The following is a 15,909-nucleotide window of genomic DNA, read 5'->3' as shown; positions in this document are numbered from 1 at the left end:
GTACGCGCGCCCTCTCCGAACGCGGTGGCGCTCACTGAGGGATGGTGACCAGGACTCGACCGCGGCCGCCGGCGTCCACGCGGTCGTGGGCCTGTGCGATCTTCTCCAGCGGGTAGAGGTCGCCGACATCGACGCTGAGGGCACCGACGGCGGCCGCGGCGGTGAGGTCGCGGGCCGCCTGCCGTTTCGCCGAGGCGGGGAAGTCGTCGCTGCCGAGCATGCGCAGGGTCACGTTGTTGAACAGCAGGGGCCAGAAGGGGATTTGGGGTCGGTCGTCCCGGGTGGCGTAGGCGGCGATGACCGCGTCGTTCGCGACGACCGCGGTGTCCAGGTCGGCGTTGTCGGACAGTGCCACCTCGATGATGCGGTGCACTCCGTGCGGCGCGTGGGCGCGGATCGCCGCGGCCGGGTCGTCCTGGTCGAGGGCCACGGCGTAGGACACCACGGCGGGGTCGATGCGCTCCAGGTCTCTGCCGCGCCGTACGGTGCCGATCACCGTCGCGCCGCCCCACCGGGCGAGCTGCGCGGCCAGTGAGCCGACGCCGCCGAGCACTCCGTGCACGAGTACGGTCCTGCCGTCGACGGGGCCGTCGCTGAACACGGTCCGGTGCGCGGTGATGCCGGGGATGCAGCGATTCGCCAGTTCGACGTTGGTCAGCCGCCCGTCTCGCTCCAGCTCGGCGCCGCGTCCGTTCGTCCGTCCCTCCGTCCGTCGGCGCCTGCAAGCGCATCCGTCCACCGCTCATCCATAGCGGCGCAGCTCGTGGAAGAAGTCGTCGACGACGTGCAGTTGTCCGGCGCCGGTCACCTCGTCGTACACATGCTTGCCGACGGCGAGGTCGAGGACTCCGAGGCCGAAGGGTGAGAACACCACAGGCCGGTCATCCGGTAGCGCCACGCGGCCGGTCATGACGTCGTGCAGCGTGCCGGTCAGGAAGTCCCGGTTACCGGTGAGCTGTTCGGCCAGGTGCGGTGAGGTGTCGGCTTTGAGGCAGTGGTCGACGTCGTCGACGATGTTCGCCGAGGCGAGCACGATCTCGGGGGCGAGGTCGCGCAGCGACACGTGCAGCACCAGGGGGTTGTGGTCGAACCATGCCGGGTCCGTGACGTGTGGCCGGCCGGCGACGGTGGCGAATACGACCAGGTCGCTGGAGCGGATCAGCTGCTCGGGACTGTCGTACACGCTGACCTGACCCGTGGCGGTCTGTTGCAGGTAGCTCTGGAAGCCGGCTGCGCTGTCGGCGGACACGTCGTGCACACCGATCTGGTCGAAGGACCAGCCGGTTGCGCTCAGGAAGGTGTGGATATAACGGGCGATCAGGCCCGTTCCGAAGAATCCGACACGGGTGGGGCGCCGGCGGTGGCGGCTGAGCCGGTCGGCCGCCGATGCGGCCATCGCAGCCGTTCTGCTGGCGCTGATGATCGAGCTTTCCAGGCAGGCGAACGGGTAGCCGGTGTCGTGGTCGTTGAGGATGAGGACAGCCGAGGCACGCGGGATGCCGGCCTGGACGTTGTCGGGGAAGCTGGAGATCCACTTCAGGCCGTCCACCCGTACCTGACCGCCGATCGACGCGGGCAGCGCGATGATCCGCGCGGTCGGGCGGTCGGAGAAGCGCAGGAAGTACGACGGCGGGTTGACCGAGTCCCCGGCGGCGTGCAGCCGGTAGGTGGCCTCGACGAGGTCCACGATCTGCCGTTCCTGGCCCTGCAGGGTGTGCTGGACCTGGGCGCCGGGGATTACCGCGAACGGTGGCACGGTGATCGGCGGTGGTGTGGTGATCGGCGACGGTGTGGTGATCGGCTCGGACATTGCGGGCTCCGTGGCGGTGGCGGTGGCGGTGGCGGTGGCGGTGGCGTCGGAACGGTACGTGGTCATCGGGTGTTCCCCTCGAGGGTCGGTGTGCAGGTCGTCGGGTGCAGCGGTTCGGCCATGGCGACGACGACGTCGCGCGGTGGCTCGAAGGGCTCTCGGCTGTGGGCGGTGCGGACGTTGTCGACGAGCATCAGGTCCCCTGCCTGCCACGGCTCGCGGACGGTGTGGCTCTCGTACACCGTGTTGATCAGCTGGACGACGTCCTCTCCGATCGGGTCACCGTTCCCGAAGCGGGTGTTGAAGGGCAGCCCGTCGGGGCCGTAGACGTCGATGAGGTACTCCCGTACCTCCGCAGCCATGGTCCACTCGTTCAGGAACGCGATCTGGTTGAACCAGCAGCGCCGGCCGGTGACGGGATGGCGCACCACGGCGGGGCGACGCTGACGGGTGCGCAGCCCCCCGTCGGGCTGCCAGCAGAAGTCGATGGTGTTGGCGCGGCAGTAGTCCTCGACAGCGGCCTTGTCGTCGGTGCCGAACGCCTCCTCCCAGGAGGCCCCTATCTCGTCGTTGTACGTCCGAGTGAGCAGCCAGCCCTCCTCTTCGAACCGCCGCACCAGTTGGGGCGGCAGGGCGTCGAGGACGGTGGGGGCGTCGGCGAGGGCGGTGGCTCCGCCGGTGCGCGGCGGGGTCAGACAGGCCAGCAGCAGGAGACCGGGGGGTGCGTGGGTGTAGCTGAGTTCGTGATGCATGCACATGGGCTGGTTGGCCGGCCAGGCCGTGGAGGAGTACACGCCAGGCATGTGGGTGTGACGGGGCGCGAAGGCTTCCCTCTCGGTCATCAGTCTGGGAGCCAGGTGCTCGAAGACGGCGCCTACCTGGCCGGTGTCGCGCAGACCGAGGCCGCGGACGAGGAGCGCGCCGTGTTCGGTAACGAGGCCGCGGAGGGCGTGGCGGTGTTCGGCCGCCCATCCTGGCGCGTCCTCGGAGGCCTGGGCGCGGGTGTGCAGGATGGGGGGTTTGCCGGGGTGCAGGTCCAGGTCCATCCCGGGCGGCGCAGGCACGGCGGCGGGCGTGGGGATGGCGGCGGTGGGGAGTGACATCGTCTCTGTCCTTCAGTGGTGTTGAGGATTTCTGTGGCGTTGGGAAACGGCCTGAGGTCAGGCCAAGACCGACTGTGCGGTTGACTGCTGGTGGGAGGGGTTCTCCAGAAGCCCGGCCAGGTCCGTGAGGACGGGATGGCGGGTGATGTCCGCCAGGGACACCGCGCGGTCCAGGCTGATGGCGAGCTTCACGGCCGACAGCGAGGTGCCGCCCAGGTCGAAGAAGTGGTCGTGGCGTCCGATCCGGCCCTGCGGGATGCCGAGCACGCCCGCCCATGCGGCTGCCAGCCGCTGTTCGGTGGGCGTACCGGGTGTACCGGGTGTACCGGGTGTACCGGGTGTACCGTCCGTCTGGACGTCGTCCTCGGCGGTGTGGAGTCGAGTGGCCAGGGCCGTCAGGGCTTTCCGGTCGATCTTGCTGTTGGCGGTCAGCGGGAGGCCCTCGCTCCAGTGGACTGCCGAAGGGACCATGTACGCGGGCAGTGCGGCGCCCAGCCGGTCCAGCAGGACATCGGTGTCGAGGGGCTGCCCGGAGGAGTAGAAGGCCACCAGGTGCGCGCTGTGGTCGGGCCGCTCGGCGACCACCACGGCGCTGTCACGGACACCGGGCACCTGCAGGAGGGTGTTCTCGATCTCGCCGATCTCGATCCTGAATCCGCGGATCTTGACCTGGGTGTCGCGGCGGCCGAGGAACTCCACCTTGCCCTCGGGCAGCCAGCGGCCGAAGTCGCCGCTGAGGTAGACACGCTGGCCTTCACGGTGGGGATCGCGCAGGTAGGCGGGCCTGGTGCGCTCCGGGTCGTTGACATAGCCGCGGCCGACGCAGATCCCGGAGAAGGCGATCGCGCCCGGCGCGCCGAGCGGCACCGGGTTCAGGTGCTCGTCGACGACATAGAGGTGCACGTTGCCGATCGGCCGGCCGAGCGGAACCCGGTCGCCGTCCGGTGCGCGGTCCATGACCTCGTGGTTGGTGTCGTCGGAGGTCTCGGTCAGCCCGTAGGCGTTGACCAGCTTGATGTGGGACTTGGCGGTGAACCAGCGCTGGGCCAGCTCCTTCTTCAGTGCCTCACCGGTCACCGACACGTACCGCAAGTCCGGCAGTCCGCGCGGGTGCTGCTCCAGGTACGTCAGTACGACTTCCAGGTACGACGGCACGACCTGCAGTACGGAGACCTGGCCGCGGGCGATCTTGTCGACAAACCGCTCGACGTCGAGGATCACCTCCTGCTCGACCAGCAGCGTCCCCCCACCGACCAGCAGGGCGGAGACCAGTTGCCACAGCGAGATGTCGAAGCACTGGGGCGCGGTCTGGGCGACCACCTGCCCCTCGGCGATCTCCAGGTCGTCGATCTTGGCGTAGAGGTGGTTGAGCATGCCCGCGTGTTCACACATGGCGCCCTTGGGTTCACCGGTGGAGCCGGAAGTGAAGTAGATGTAGGCGAGCTGGTCGGGCGTGACGGCCACGCCGAGATCGCACGCGGCGTGACCCTCCTCGTAGGCGGTGTCGGTCAGCAGAATCCGGACTGCGGGCATCGACGCGAGGGCAGTCTGGAGGGTGCTGGTGCTGGCAAGTTCGGTGAGCACAAGCCTGCACTCGGAACGGGCGAGCATGGCCTTGATCCGTTCGGCGGGCAGATGCGGCTCGACGGGCAGGTACACGCCGCCCGCCTTGAAGACCGCCAGAACAGCGGCCAGCCAGTCCAGGTTCCTGTCCATCACCACCGCGACGACGCCTTCGCGGCCGAGTCCTCGCGCCAGCAGGGCGCGGGCCAGCTGGTTGGCGCGGGCATTGAGCTCCCGGTACGTCCACTGCTGGTTGCCGTGCACGGCTGCGACCGCGTGCGGGTTGTGCCGTACGCGCTGCTCGAAGAGCTCATGGACCCGGGCGTCGGGCAGGCTGCGGTGGGCCCCTGCCAGGCCCTCGAGCTGGAAGCGCAGTTCGTCGGCGGAGAGCAGGCTCTGCCGTGCGTGCTCCGCGTCCGGGTCGGCGGCGATCAGCGAGAGCGCGGTGAGGTGGTAGCCGGCGATGCGGGCGGCGGTGTCGGCGTCGAGGACGTCGGTGCGGTAGCGCAGGCGCAGCGTGAGCCGGCCGTCATCGTGGTGCACGATGCCCACCCGCAGCACCGCCTCCGGGCCCCACGCAACGCCGTCAGCGGCCGACTCGTTGTTGGTGCCGATGGGGTCGCCGTCGGCACCGGTCGCATCGAGCACGGCTTCAAACGGTGGCTCGGTCAGACCGAGTTCGCGCCTGAGGTCGTCCACCGGGTAGTCCCGATGCGTGAGCAACTGCGCGGCGATCTCGTGCGTGTGCATCAGCAGGGCCCGCCACGAGCGGGGTGCTGTCGTCAGTCGGCACTGCAGCGGCCGGCCACCGGCGGCGGCGACGTAGCCGGTGGTGACGTCGCGTTCGCCGGTCAGCGCGGTCAGCACCTTGGCGTGCGCGGCCAGGAGCACGGAGCTCAGCGGCACGGCCAGGTCGTCTGCCAGTCGAGGCAGGGCTGTCGCGTGGCTGGCGGGGATCGGCACGTGGTGCTCGGCCAGGCCGGCAACCGGATTGCGCGTCCAGCGCGGAAGGGGCGTGAAGCCGCCGGAGGTGGTCAGGACACCGTGCCAGAAGTCGCGGCCGGCGGGAGTGTTGAGTGCCATCGTGGTCTGTCCTTGTGCTCGGGTCGTGATGTGGCGAGGCCTGTATGACACGGCGTCAGATGCGGGCTGCCACGGGGACGTGCGGGTGGGGGGTGTTGTCGGGCAGGTGATGGGCCGGGTTTCCTCCCCATCGGGCGTACGAGGGGACGTGTTCGCCCTTCATGAGGAAGGAGTCGCAGGCGAGGTCGACGTGGTCGGCCATGGTCACGCCGTAGTGGACGAACGCGCCGACGCCGAGGGTGCAGCCGGCGCCGATCGTGGTGCGGTCGGCCTTGAAGGCGCCGTCCTCCTGCGAGTGGCACTGGATCACCGTGCCCGCATTGAGGGTGCAGTCGTCCCCGATCGTCACCATCGTCCGCTCCGGGAAGAAGGAGCCGTCGTCGAAGACCCGCTTGCCGATCCGGGCACCCAGCAGCCGCAGGACCACGTTCTTGAACGGGGTTCCGTCGAAGAGCTGGGCGTGATCGACCGTCGCCATCTTCCAGAAGCGTTCGTGCCGCCAGAAGGACGGCTCGTAGATCGAGCAGTTCAGTGGCTGTTGGGCCTTGAATCCCGTGGCGGCCCGCTCCAGCAGGGCGAAGTAGCAGACGGTGAAGAAGATGCCGAGGACACTGGCCAGGGCGATCGCCGATGCGCCGAAGGAGGGGTAGAGGGTTTCGGCTCCCAGGGCGAGCAGGGTGACGCCGAAGACGTGGAACCATCGTGCCAGGAGATACACCATCGCGGTGACGGCATTGTGCCGGTTCTTGGCGGCAAGGCGGCGACGCAGCTCGCTGCCGCTCTCGAAGTGATTCAACTGGGTGTCCCGCATCACCGTTCGCGGAATGGCGAAGGGCGGCGAGCCCAGCAGACCGACGTCCTCCCGTACTTCTCCGTCGATGGGCACCATGACCTTGGTTGCCAGCAGGCAGTTGTCGCCGGTCCTGGCCCGTGACGGATAGGCGATGCGGTTTCCGAGGAAATTGCGCGCTCCGATGGAGGTGCGGGAGAGGGAGAACGACGTGTTGGAGAAGTCGGCATTGATGATCGACAGGCCGTCGGCGACCATCGTATTGCTGCCCACCGAGCTCAGAAACGGGCTGTCGTGCTTTACTTCCGTGCCGAAGTTCGAGCCGGTCTGCGTGACATGGGACAGGTCGTAGCCGATGTAGCGCAGGTAGTGGACGATCGCCGAGCTGTCGCCGAAGAGCGTGGTGAAGAACTTCCTGTTGGTCAGGAAGGCGATCGCCCGCTGCAGACCGTAATGGAAGCCGTAGAGGGGATAGACCGTGTCCGGCTTGATGGCCAGGTTGAGCAGGCGCGGCACCGCGCCCTGGATGAAAAGCCCGGCGAAAGCGGCGCCGAAGAACAGCACGAAGGACGCGGCCAGGGCATCGAGACAGAAAGTCCAGCCGTCGAATGGCGATGACCCGGAATTGAGCGGTGCGTTCAGCTGCGGCACCGCGGCAAGCAGCAGGGTCACGCCACCCATGGTCAGCGGCAGATACCCCAGCAGCAGGGTCAGCAGCTGCCCGATGGTGAAGCGGACCTTTCTGGCGGTGGAGCAGTCGGCGGCATCCACCGTGCGGAAGTCCGTGTCCGTGGCCTCGGCCGGTGACCCGTGCCAGCGCTCCCCGGCGGGTACGGCCTGCCCGGCGTACAGGGCAGAGGCATGCCCGAGCTGGGACGCGTCGCCCATGGAGCTGTTGATGTCGAGGACCGTCTGTTCGCTGACGACGACGTCCTTGCCGAGAGTGACCGGGCCGGTCTGGATGAGGCCGGCGTGGGCGCGGTAACCGGAGAACAATGAGTCCTTGCGGATGACCGTGCCGTCTCCGATCGTGAGCAGATCGGCGCACACGGGAATATGCGTGGAGAAGATCGCGACATTACGTCCGATGTTCGCGCCCAGTGCCCGCAGATACAGCACATACAACGGCGACGCGGTGAACAGACGCAAAGGACTCGTACGAATCAGGGTTTTCACGACCCACCAACGCACGTAGGAAAGGCTCCACACGGGGAACTGGCATGGCTTGAAACGGCCGATGAGCGTCCATTTGGCCAGGATCGGCACGGTGCACAGGCCGATGAAGCCGGCACCGCCGACCAGCACGGAACGCAGGTAGCGGTCGGTCAGGGCGGAGCTGTCGCTGATCCATTCGTAGCCTCGGACCGCGGCCAGGGCAGCCAGGTAGGAGTACCCGAGGAAGAACAGCAACTGCAGCATTCCGCAGAGCAGGTACTGCCGTGTGCCCGCCCGTGCCGCCACCTCGCTCGACGCCCGGGCGGCGTTCGCGGCAGGCGCCGAGGCGGATGCCGGGACGGAGGCCGAGGTGGACGCAGGGCCGGACGCCTGGACAGGAACGGGCGCGGCGCTCGGGGGCACGGTGGCCGTTGGCGCGCTGGTCGTGGGCGCGGTGCCCGTGGCCGCCGCACCGGCGGCAGCGGACGCGGGTGCCATGGCCACGGCGTCAGGTCCGGTGAGCGCGGTGGCCAGGCTCTCGACCGTGGGATGCCGGTAGACGTCCTTCATCGACACAGACGGCAGGTCCGCCCGCTTACGGACGCGCGCACAGAACTGGGCCATCACCATCGAATCCGCGCCCAGATCATCGAAGAAGTGACTGCCGGCCGACACCTGCTCCACGCGCACGACGTCGGCCAGCACCTCCGCCAGAAGCCGCGCGGTATCGGCCGTCGGGTCGGCGGACCTGTCATCGGTCCTGCCGCTGCCGTTGTCGTCGGGGCACGTGGAAATGTCGGGCGGTCCGACAGTCCAGGTACCGGTGGAATTCCCTGCCATGTGAGCTCCGGTGTCGTCGGTGTATGCGGGGGATGGCTTCTTCCACCCGCAGAGGCGTCAGAGCTTTTCGTGGCTGGATTTCCTGACGCCCGCCTCTCCAGTAGGCCCGGCCGGCACAATCCGCGTCACGCCGCTGAATCTCGTTACTTGACACCACACACCGGCAGCGCTAAGGGCCGAAACGAGCCCGCATACGGAAAGCACCGAGCCCGCGTCGGACCCCGCCTCGAATGACGAAGACTGCGTGCTTTTACGCGAGCGCGTTTACGCGGTGAGCGGGCTTTTACGCGGCGAGTGCGGTCGTTGTCAAGCCCCGAGATCCGGTGGCATGACAGGACCACGGTGACCGCGCGTACTGGAGGAGTCCCCAAGACGTCGCCCCCGGCAGGCGATGTCTTCCGTCAGCCGCCCGATTCACAGAAACGAGCGGCACGAGACGGTTCAGCGCAGACCAGGAGGTGACCGTGCCGGTCATATCCACCCCCCAGGCCTTCAACCAGGACGACCTCTACGTCGACCTCGAGGCGATCATCGGCCACCGGATGTTCCTCAAATGTGAAGGATTCAATTTCGCCGGTTCCATCAAACTCAAAGCCGCCGCCGAGATGGTCGAGGCCGCCGAACGCGACGGCCGTCTCAACAGCGACTCGATTCTCGTCGAATCGTCCTCCGGCAACCTGGGCGTGGCCCTGAGCATGATCGCGGCCAGCAAGGGCTACCGGTTCGTGTGCGTGACCGACGCCCGCTGCAACCTGCCCACCCGGCTGCTCATGGAAGCCCTCGGCAGCCAGATCCACATCATCACCGAGCCGGCACCCGACGGCGGTCTGCTCGCCGCGCGCATCAACCACGTCCGCGCACTGTGCGCCTCAGACGACCGCTACGTATGGCTCAACCAGTACAGCAATCCCCATAACCACATGGCCCACTACCGCACCACCGCCCCCGCCATCGCCCGCCACTTCCCCGACCTCGACGTCCTCTTCGTCGGAGCCGGCACCACCGGCACCCTCATGGGCTGCGCGCGCTATTTCCGCGACTGGCACAGGCCGGTACACATCGTCGCCATCGACAGTGAAGGCTCCGTCACCTTCGGAGACACCCCAGGCCGACGCATGATCCCCGGCCTCGGCACCAGCGTCCGTCCGCCGCTGCTGGACGACTCGTACGTGGACGAAGTGATCCACGTCAACGAAGCCGACACCATCCGCACCTGCCACCAGCTGGCGCGCCGCGGGTTCGTCTTCGGAGGCTCCACCGGCACAGTCGTCAGCGGCGCCTCCCAGTGGCTCGCCCGGCACTCTGGGCGCCGCCAGCAGCCGACGGCAGTGGCCATCGCTCCCGACCTCGGCGAGCGCTACCTCGAAACCATCTACCAGACCAACTGGGTACAGGACCTCTACGGAGACGACGTACTCGACCCGCAGGCAGTCGCCGCCCACTCCCCCGCGACCCGGGCCCCCGTGGCCTGACCCGGGCCCCGCAGCCCGCACCCCCCTACGACCGGCCGGCGTTACTGACCGGCCGGTGCAGGTACCAGGCCGTCGGCGACCAGCCCGGCAAGGACCGCCTCGCCCAGGGCGCGGACGGCGGACTGCGGTCGCACCATGACCGTGAACTCCTTGATCCGGCCGTCGTCAGCGAAGTGCAGCAGGTCGATGCCGTGGATCTGCTTTCCGCCGACGGTGGCCCGGAACAGCAGCACCGCCGAGGGCGACTCAATGCCCTCGGCACTCGTGTGGGACGTGCCGGTGAAGTCGCCGATGTAGCGGAAGTCCTCGAACGTGCGCAGCAGGACCCTGAAGAGACCCAGCACCATCGGCCTGCCCTCGAAGGGCGTGAACTTCACGGGGCTGTAGAAGCGGATGTCCTCGGTGAACAGGTCCTCCAGTGCGGCGAGGTCGCGGCTGTCGACGGCGGCACGGAAGCGGTCCGATGTGGTCACGGCTCCTCCTTGGATGCTGGCACATACTTACTCATGAATCTGATTAGTCAGATTCATGAGTATCATGCGAACGTGTCCCCGGACAGAGGCAAGGACGAGGAGGCGACGATCCCATGGCGTTGCGGCACGCCGTACTGGCGGCGCTGCTCGACGAGGAGTTGAGCGGATACGAGCTGGCCAAGGCGTTCGACCTGGGCGTGGCGAACTTCTGGCACGCCCAGCCGCAGCAGGTGTACGCGGAGCTGCCCCGGCTGGAGCAGGACGGGCTGATCACGGGCCGGGAAGTGGTCCAGGAATCCAGGCCCAACAAACGCCTGTTCAAGGTCACCGACGCCGGCCTGGCCGAGCTGGAGCGCTTCACGGCCCTTGCCGCCAAGCCCTCCTTCCTCCGCGACGACCTGGTCGTCAAGGTCCAGGCCGCCGACCACGTCGACGCAGAGACGCTGATCGCGCAGCTCGCCGAGCGCGCCGCGTTCGCCCAGGCCAAGGCCGACCTGTTCGGCAAGCTGCTGCGCGCCATGCGGGGCGAACGCTCCGAAGAGGAGTTCCTCCGCCACGGCGAGCGCATCGGCCCCTACCTGACGTGTCTGCGCGGTCTCGCCTTCGAACAGGGCAACCGCGACTGGTGCGTAAGCGTGGTCACCGTCCTGAAGGAGAGGAGGGCCGCCCGTGCCCGGCACTGACGCACACCGTCTGCGCTATGTCGCCCTGGGCGACAGCCAGACCGAGGGCCTCGGCGACGGAGACGACACCGTCGGCCTGCGAGGCTGGGCCGACCGGCTCGCCGAACACCTCGCCCTGCACCATCCCGGGATGCTCTACGCCAATCTGGCCGTGCGCGGGCGCCTGGCACGCCACGTCCACTCCGAACAGCTCGCCCCTGCCCTGGCCCTGCGCCCCGACCTGGCCACCGTCGTCGCCGGGGTCAACGACCTGCTCCGCCCGCGGTTCGACGCCGACGAGGTCGCCGGCCACCTGGAGGCGATGTTCGCAGCCCTCACCGCCCGCGGCACCCGCGTCGCCACCGTCACCTTCCCCGACGTCGCGCGCATCACCCCACTGGCGCGTCCGCTCAGCCCTCGCGTCGCCGCCCTCAACGACCGTATCCGCCAGGCGGCCCTTCGCCACGGCGTCGCCGTCGCCGAGACAAGCCACCATCCCGTGGTCACGGACCCCCGCCTGTGGAGCACGGACCGGCTCCACGCCGGCCCGCTCGGCCACGAGCGGATCGCTGCCGCCGTCGCTCACGCCCTCGACCTGCCCGGCAGCAACGACTCCTGGACACACCCCCTGCCCCCTTCCACAACACCCTTGCCGACCAGATGGCGCGCCGTCCCGGCCGAACTACGCTGGGCCGCCACCTTTCTCGGCCCCTGGCTGGGCCGACGCCTGCGCGGCCGATCGTCCGGAGACGGCCGCACGGCGAAGCGTCCGAACCTCCTGCCCGTATAGGGGCACCTGGCGGCACGGGCCAGGGTGGTCCCGGAGGCGCGGGGCGTTCGGGCTATCTGGCCTTGTGGCGCTGATAGTGGCGGGCGACGCGCACCCGGTTGCCGCAGCGAGCGGCCGAGCACCAGCGGCGGCGCGGATGGGCGGCCAGGAAGAGCATCACGCAGTCCTCGGCCTCGCACTCCCGGATTTTGGTGACCGCCGGATCGGCCAGCAGTTCGGCGGCGGCCTCCGCGAGCTGAACTATCGGTTCCTCAGCGCCGAACGGCGACCGCGGCGGCGTATCCGTCGCCCACCGCCACATCCCCGATCGTCCAGCCCGGCACCGTGGCCGCCGCCCCCGTCGCCGTACCCAGGTAGTCCAGTGACATGTCGCGTCCCAGCCCCATGCCAAGGCCCTTCAGGTAGGCCTCCTTACGCGCCCAGGCCCGGGCGAACGCCGCCGGCCTGTCCACCGCCCGCAGCTCACTCAACTCGGCGCTCTCCCGCGGGTGCAGGCAGGCCCCGACCTCATCGGCGACCGCAAGGTCGGGGACCGCCTCGATGTCCACGCCCACCGGCGTCGCCGCGAGAGCCAGCAGGCACAACCCACCGCTGTGGGAAAGCGAGAAATGCACGGGATCGCCGCGCACCACGGGACGCCCGTGCGGCTCCTCGCACATCGGGCACGGCAGGCGCTCCAGCGGAACATCGGCAGGCGGGACGCCGAGATACGCACCCAGCAGCAGCCGCAGCCCCACATGAGCCGCCAGATATGTGTCCCTGTCCCGGGCCTCCCTGAACGCCGCCGCACGCTCCGTCTCGACGCCGTCCAGCACCGAATGGGCCAGACGGGCCACCACCGTCCTGAACGCCTCCGCCCGCACCAGCCACAACCCGGGCCGACCCCCCGTCCCCGACGCCGTCAGCGGCTGCTCCCACCCCCCGTCCCGCAGCTCCACGGGCCGCCACACCACACCAGCCATCACACACGCAGGATACGAACGTCGCCGCCGTCCACCACTCGGCTGCCCGGCCGCCTCGTTCCGCCGGATGCCGGTTACCCTTCGGCGGTGACCAGCGCAGAGGTGAGTCGCCGACGGGCGCTCAGGACCGGGCTCGGCGGCGTGGCGGCGACGCTGCTGTCCGGGTGCGCCGAGGACTCCGGTCCGGTGCGGCGGCTGCGGTGCGCGACCGGGCCGCGCGGTGGGCCGTACAACGCCTTCGGTAGGGCGCTCGCGGGGGCGGTCGCCGCGAGCGGGCAGCGGCTGGAGATAGTCCCGGTGGGCACTGCGGCGAGCGTGGACAATCTCCGCCGGTTGGACGACGGCTCGGCGGAGCTGGCGCTGGCCATGGCGGACGCCTCGGAGGACGCCGTGCTGGGCCGCGCACCGTTCTCCCGGCCGGCCAAGGTGACCGCGCTGGCTCGTGTCTATGTGAACTACGCGCATCTCGTCGTCCCCGCGGAGGGCCCGGTGCGGTCGGTGAAGGAGCTGGCCGGCCGGCGGGTCGCGACAGGCTCGGCCGGATCTGGCGGCAATGTGCTGGCGGGCCGGTTGCTGCAGGCAGCGGGGCTGACCGGCAGCCGCTCACCCGTGCAGGAGCGCCGGCTCGGCCTCGCCGATTCGGTCGACGCGCTGCGCGAGGGCAGGGTCGACGCGCTGATGTGGTCCGGCGGCGTGCCGACACCCGCGCTCACGGCCCTGGCCCGCGAGCTGCCGCTGCGGTTCCTGCCGCTCGACGGGTTCGTGAGCGCGCTTCGCGAGCGCTACGGCCCGGTCTATACGGCCGTGACGCTGCCGTCCGGGGCGTACGGGCTGAAGGAACCGGTCGCGACCATCGGGGTGGGCAACTATCTGATGGCGCGTGCAGATGTGCCCGGGCCTGCGGTGCGCGAGCTGCTCCAGGTCGTGTTCGACCGGTGGCAGTTGCTGCTGCGAGGGGTGACGGCGGGTGTGCGGCTGGAGCCGCGGTTCGCGATCTCCACCGGTCGGGTGCCGCTCCATCCGGGCGCGGAGGCGTACTACCGGTCGGTGTACGGCTGAGTACGGCTGAGTACGGCTGAGTACGGCTGAGCGTACGACTGGGCGGTCACGCGGAAGGCAGCCGGAGTTCCACGGCCAGTCCGTGCGGGCTGCTGCTGCCAGCGCTCAGCCGGCCGCCGCTGATCCGGGCGATCTCGTCGGCGATGGCGAGCCCCAGTCCGCTGCCGGCGATGTTCTGGTGCTCGGGGGATCGGGCGAAGCGCCGGAGCAGCAGGGGCAACTGGTTCTCGGGGACTCCGGGGCCGTCGTCCGCGACGGACACCACGACCTGCCCGTCCCCGGCGGGTGCGGCCCGCACCTCGACGCGGCCGCCTGAAGGTACGAACTTGGCGGCGTTGTCGAGGAGCGCGTCGAGTATCCGGCCCACCGCGTCCGGCAGTGCCCGTACCCGCAGCCCGTCGGCGACCTCGGGGATCAGTGCGGTCCCGGTGCTTTCGAGAACTGGTGTCCAGGCAGCGACCCGTTCCCGTACCGCCTGCGACACGTCTTGGTCCGTGAGCGTAGCCGTCGCGGACTCCACCCGGGCCAGGGCGAGCAGGCCGTCGAGGAGTTCCTCCAGCCGCTCCGCCTCGTCCAGGGCGCGGCTGTGCTCGGCCTGGCCGGGCCCCGGGACGATGTGCGGTTCCACGTTCTCGAGCTGCAGCACCAGGGTGGCGAGCGGGTTGCGCAGCTGGTGGGAGGCGTCGGCGACGAAGTCGCGCTGGCGGGCGATGGAGTCGGCCAGGGCCTCGGCCATCGTGTTGAAGTGGCGCCGCAGGCTGCGTAGTTCGGGTGGTCCGGTGCCGGAGACGGCGCGTGCGTGGAGGCTGCCGGCGGCCAGGTTCTCCACGGCCCGGTCGAGGTCGCGGACCGGGCGCATGAGCCACCGGGTGATGCCCACGGCGACCAGGGCCGCGGCCGCGAAGGCGGCGAAGGCGCCGGCGGTGATGAGCGACCAGCGGATGGTGACGTCGCGGCGGGCGGTGTCGGTCGGTACGGACAACAGGACGGCGCCGCTCACCCGCTCGTCCCGCCCCACCGGTTCGGCGAGTTCGACGGTGTCCGGCCCCCAGGGGCGTACGGTCGGCAGTTGCTCGGTGGAGCGGCCCGTGAGGGCGCGGCGTCGGGCGTCGTCCGCCTCCTGGCCCATGACACCGGGGGCGGAACCGGCTCGGGCGATGGTCCGGCCCGCCGAGTCGACGACGGCCACCCCGGCTCCGTACAGCTCGGCGTAGCGGCGGATCTCGGCCAGCAGTTCCAGGCGGTCGGGCTCGGAGCGTATGCGGTCGGCGAGATCGGCGAACCGTTCGGCGTCCGAGCGCCGTTGGAGCAGCAGGTGCTCGGTGCGTCCGCGGGCGTAGGCGTCGGCGAGGGGCACGGACAGCAGCAGTGTCGCGGCGCCCATGAGCACCATCAGCACGGCGAGGAGTCTGCGTCTCATCGCCCGCCGTCCCGTTTCTCGGGGGTGGGCGAGGAACCGAGCTGGTAACCGAAGCCGCGGACGGTGCGGACCAGTCCGGAGCGGCCGGTCTTGGCGCGGATGCCCGCCACGTGCACGTCCAGTGATCGGGAGGCGGCGAGGAAGGCGTCGCCCCAGATCCGGTCGAGGATCTCCTCGCGGGAGTGCACCTGGTCAGGGCGCGCGGCGAGGAACGCGAGCACGTCGAACTCGCGGCGCGTGAGCCGTACTTCCTCCCCCGCCACCGCCACGGTGCGGCCCCCCAGGTCTATCTCCACGTCACCGACGCGGACCGGTGACGTGGTGTCGCCCGTACGCCCGGTGTCCGTGCCGCCGTGCGAAATCCCCGTGCGGCGGCGCACGGTGTCGATACGGGCGATCAGCTCGGCCATCCGGAACGGCTTGACCACGTAGTCGTCGGCGCCCGCGCGCAGGCCCTGCACGATGTCGCGCTCCTCGCAGCGTGCCGTGACCACGATGAGCGGCGCGTCGCAGACGGTGCGCAGGCGCCGCAGGAGTTCGAGGCCGTCCAGGTCGGGCAGGCCGAGGTCGAGGAGCACGAACTCGGCCTCGCGTACGTGCCGCAGGGCGTCCAGGGCGCGGCCGACCCTGCGGACGGTGTGTCCGCGCTGGGCCAGGGCGGTGCCCAGGGCGTGGGCCATGCGGTCGTCGTCCTCGACGAGCAGCGCGTGCATTAGGGCTTCCTTGT

General features: G+C 69.8%; 12 protein-coding genes and 2 pseudogenes. 4 read left to right on the top strand and 10 right to left on the bottom strand.

Annotated features, from left to right (window positions below):
- Window positions 1-31: 31 nt before the first annotated feature.
- The 5 genes and pseudogenes from ABT009_RS38555 to ABT009_RS38535 all read right to left on the bottom strand — a co-directional run.
- Window positions 32-628 (bottom strand): annotated as a pseudogene (locus tag ABT009_RS38555) (zinc-binding dehydrogenase); the annotation flags it as partial.
- 114 nt (window positions 629-742) lie between these two features.
- Window positions 743-1,810 (bottom strand): 2,3-diaminopropionate biosynthesis protein SbnB, encoded by a 1,068-nt coding sequence (sbnB, locus tag ABT009_RS38550; RefSeq protein WP_351305919.1) that lies wholly within the window; start codon window positions 1,808-1,810, stop codon window positions 743-745.
- A 62-nt stretch (window positions 1,811-1,872) separates the two neighbouring features.
- Window positions 1,873-2,913, bottom strand: coding sequence for a TauD/TfdA family dioxygenase (locus tag ABT009_RS38545; protein WP_351305856.1), 1,041 nt, complete (start codon window positions 2,911-2,913; stop codon window positions 1,873-1,875).
- Between the two features lie 81 nt (window positions 2,914-2,994).
- A pseudogene (locus tag ABT009_RS38540) lies at window positions 2,995-5,559 on the bottom strand (non-ribosomal peptide synthetase); the annotation flags it as partial.
- A gap of 55 nt (window positions 5,560-5,614) precedes the next feature.
- Entirely contained in the window at window positions 5,615-8,344 is a 2,730-nt protein-coding gene (locus tag ABT009_RS38535) for a Pls/PosA family non-ribosomal peptide synthetase (RefSeq protein WP_351305852.1), read from the bottom strand.
- A gap of 464 nt (window positions 8,345-8,808) precedes the next feature.
- Here ABT009_RS38535 and sbnA point away from each other — a divergent pair, with 464 nt between their 5' ends.
- Window positions 8,809-9,816 carry a 2,3-diaminopropionate biosynthesis protein SbnA gene (sbnA, locus tag ABT009_RS38530; RefSeq protein ID WP_351305850.1) on the top strand — a complete coding sequence of 336 codons (1,008 nt, stop codon included), beginning with the start codon at window positions 8,809-8,811 and terminating at the stop codon, window positions 9,814-9,816.
- A 41-nt stretch (window positions 9,817-9,857) separates the two neighbouring features.
- Here the strand turns inward: sbnA and ABT009_RS38525 are convergent, their stop codons facing one another.
- A complete protein-coding gene (locus ABT009_RS38525) occupies window positions 9,858-10,289 on the bottom strand; it encodes a nuclear transport factor 2 family protein (RefSeq protein WP_351305848.1) in 432 nt (143 codons plus the stop codon).
- Window positions 10,290-10,402: 113 nt separating this feature from the next.
- Between ABT009_RS38525 and ABT009_RS38520 the strand changes: the two genes are divergently transcribed.
- Both ABT009_RS38520 and ABT009_RS38515 read left to right on the top strand, forming a co-directional pair.
- A complete protein-coding gene (locus ABT009_RS38520) occupies window positions 10,403-10,972 on the top strand; it encodes a PadR family transcriptional regulator (RefSeq protein WP_351305846.1) in 570 nt (189 codons plus the stop codon).
- The gene (locus ABT009_RS38515; RefSeq protein ID WP_351305844.1) at window positions 10,959-11,741 is read left to right on the top strand and encodes an SGNH/GDSL hydrolase family protein; all 783 of its coding nucleotides are present in this window, start codon (window positions 10,959-10,961) and stop codon (window positions 11,739-11,741) included. Before ABT009_RS38520 ends, ABT009_RS38515 begins: the two co-directional genes overlap by 14 nt.
- A gap of 52 nt (window positions 11,742-11,793) precedes the next feature.
- Here ABT009_RS38515 and ABT009_RS38510 read toward each other — a convergent pair whose 3' ends face one another.
- A complete protein-coding gene (locus tag ABT009_RS38510; RefSeq protein ID WP_351305842.1) occupies window positions 11,794-12,042 on the bottom strand; it encodes a CGNR zinc finger domain-containing protein in 249 nt (82 codons plus the stop codon).
- Entirely contained in the window at window positions 11,993-12,703 is a 711-nt protein-coding gene (locus tag ABT009_RS38505) for a 4'-phosphopantetheinyl transferase family protein (protein ID WP_351305840.1), read from the bottom strand. Before ABT009_RS38505 ends, ABT009_RS38510 begins: the two co-directional genes overlap by 50 nt.
- 87 nt (window positions 12,704-12,790) lie before the next feature.
- Here ABT009_RS38505 and ABT009_RS38500 point away from each other — a divergent pair, with 87 nt between their 5' ends.
- Window positions 12,791-13,762, top strand: a complete 972-nt coding sequence (locus ABT009_RS38500) for a TAXI family TRAP transporter solute-binding subunit (protein ID WP_351305838.1) — start codon at window positions 12,791-12,793, stop codon at window positions 13,760-13,762.
- Between the two features lie 46 nt (window positions 13,763-13,808).
- On the opposite strand, the gene ABT009_RS38495 is transcribed toward ABT009_RS38500, so the two are convergent.
- Both ABT009_RS38495 and ABT009_RS38490 read right to left on the bottom strand, forming a co-directional pair.
- Complete coding sequence (locus ABT009_RS38495; protein WP_351305836.1) at window positions 13,809-15,182, bottom strand: HAMP domain-containing sensor histidine kinase; 1,374 nt, start codon at window positions 15,180-15,182, stop codon at window positions 13,809-13,811.
- Entirely contained in the window at window positions 15,179-15,895 is a 717-nt protein-coding gene (locus ABT009_RS38490; RefSeq protein WP_351305834.1) for a response regulator transcription factor, read from the bottom strand. Before ABT009_RS38490 ends, ABT009_RS38495 begins: the two co-directional genes overlap by 4 nt.
- Between the last annotated feature and the right edge of the window lie 14 nt (window positions 15,896-15,909).

The sequence above is a fragment of the Streptomyces sp. NPDC002896 genome (genome assembly GCF_040295225.1).
Taxonomy (GTDB): domain Bacteria; phylum Actinomycetota; class Actinomycetes; order Streptomycetales; family Streptomycetaceae; genus Streptomyces.
The sequence above is the reverse complement of the archived record's forward strand: the minus strand, read 5'-3'. Positions and strand labels throughout refer to the sequence as shown.

Bases quoted from the DNA above. Each gene is read 5' to 3' on its own strand.
- sbnB (WP_351305919.1), bottom strand. From the start codon at position 1,810: ATGTCCGAGCCGATCACCACACCGTCGCCGATCACCACACCACCGCCG.
- ABT009_RS38545 (WP_351305856.1), bottom strand. From the start codon at position 2,913: ATGTCACTCCCCACCGCCGCCATCCCCACGCCCGCCGCCGTGCCTGCG.
- ABT009_RS38535 (WP_351305852.1), bottom strand. From the start codon at position 8,344: ATGGCAGGGAATTCCACCGGTACCTGGACTGTCGGACCGCCCGACATT.
- ABT009_RS38520 (WP_351305846.1), top strand. From the start codon at position 10,403: ATGGCGTTGCGGCACGCCGTACTGGCGGCGCTGCTCGACGAGGAGTTG.
- ABT009_RS38510 (WP_351305842.1), bottom strand. From the start codon at position 12,042: ATGTGGCGGTGGGCGACGGATACGCCGCCGCGGTCGCCGTTCGGCGCT.
- ABT009_RS38505 (WP_351305840.1), bottom strand. From the start codon at position 12,703: ATGGCTGGTGTGGTGTGGCGGCCCGTGGAGCTGCGGGACGGGGGGTGG.
- ABT009_RS38495 (WP_351305836.1), bottom strand. From the start codon at position 15,182: ATGAGACGCAGACTCCTCGCCGTGCTGATGGTGCTCATGGGCGCCGCG.
- ABT009_RS38490 (WP_351305834.1), bottom strand. From the start codon at position 15,895: ATGCACGCGCTGCTCGTCGAGGACGACGACCGCATGGCCCACGCCCTG.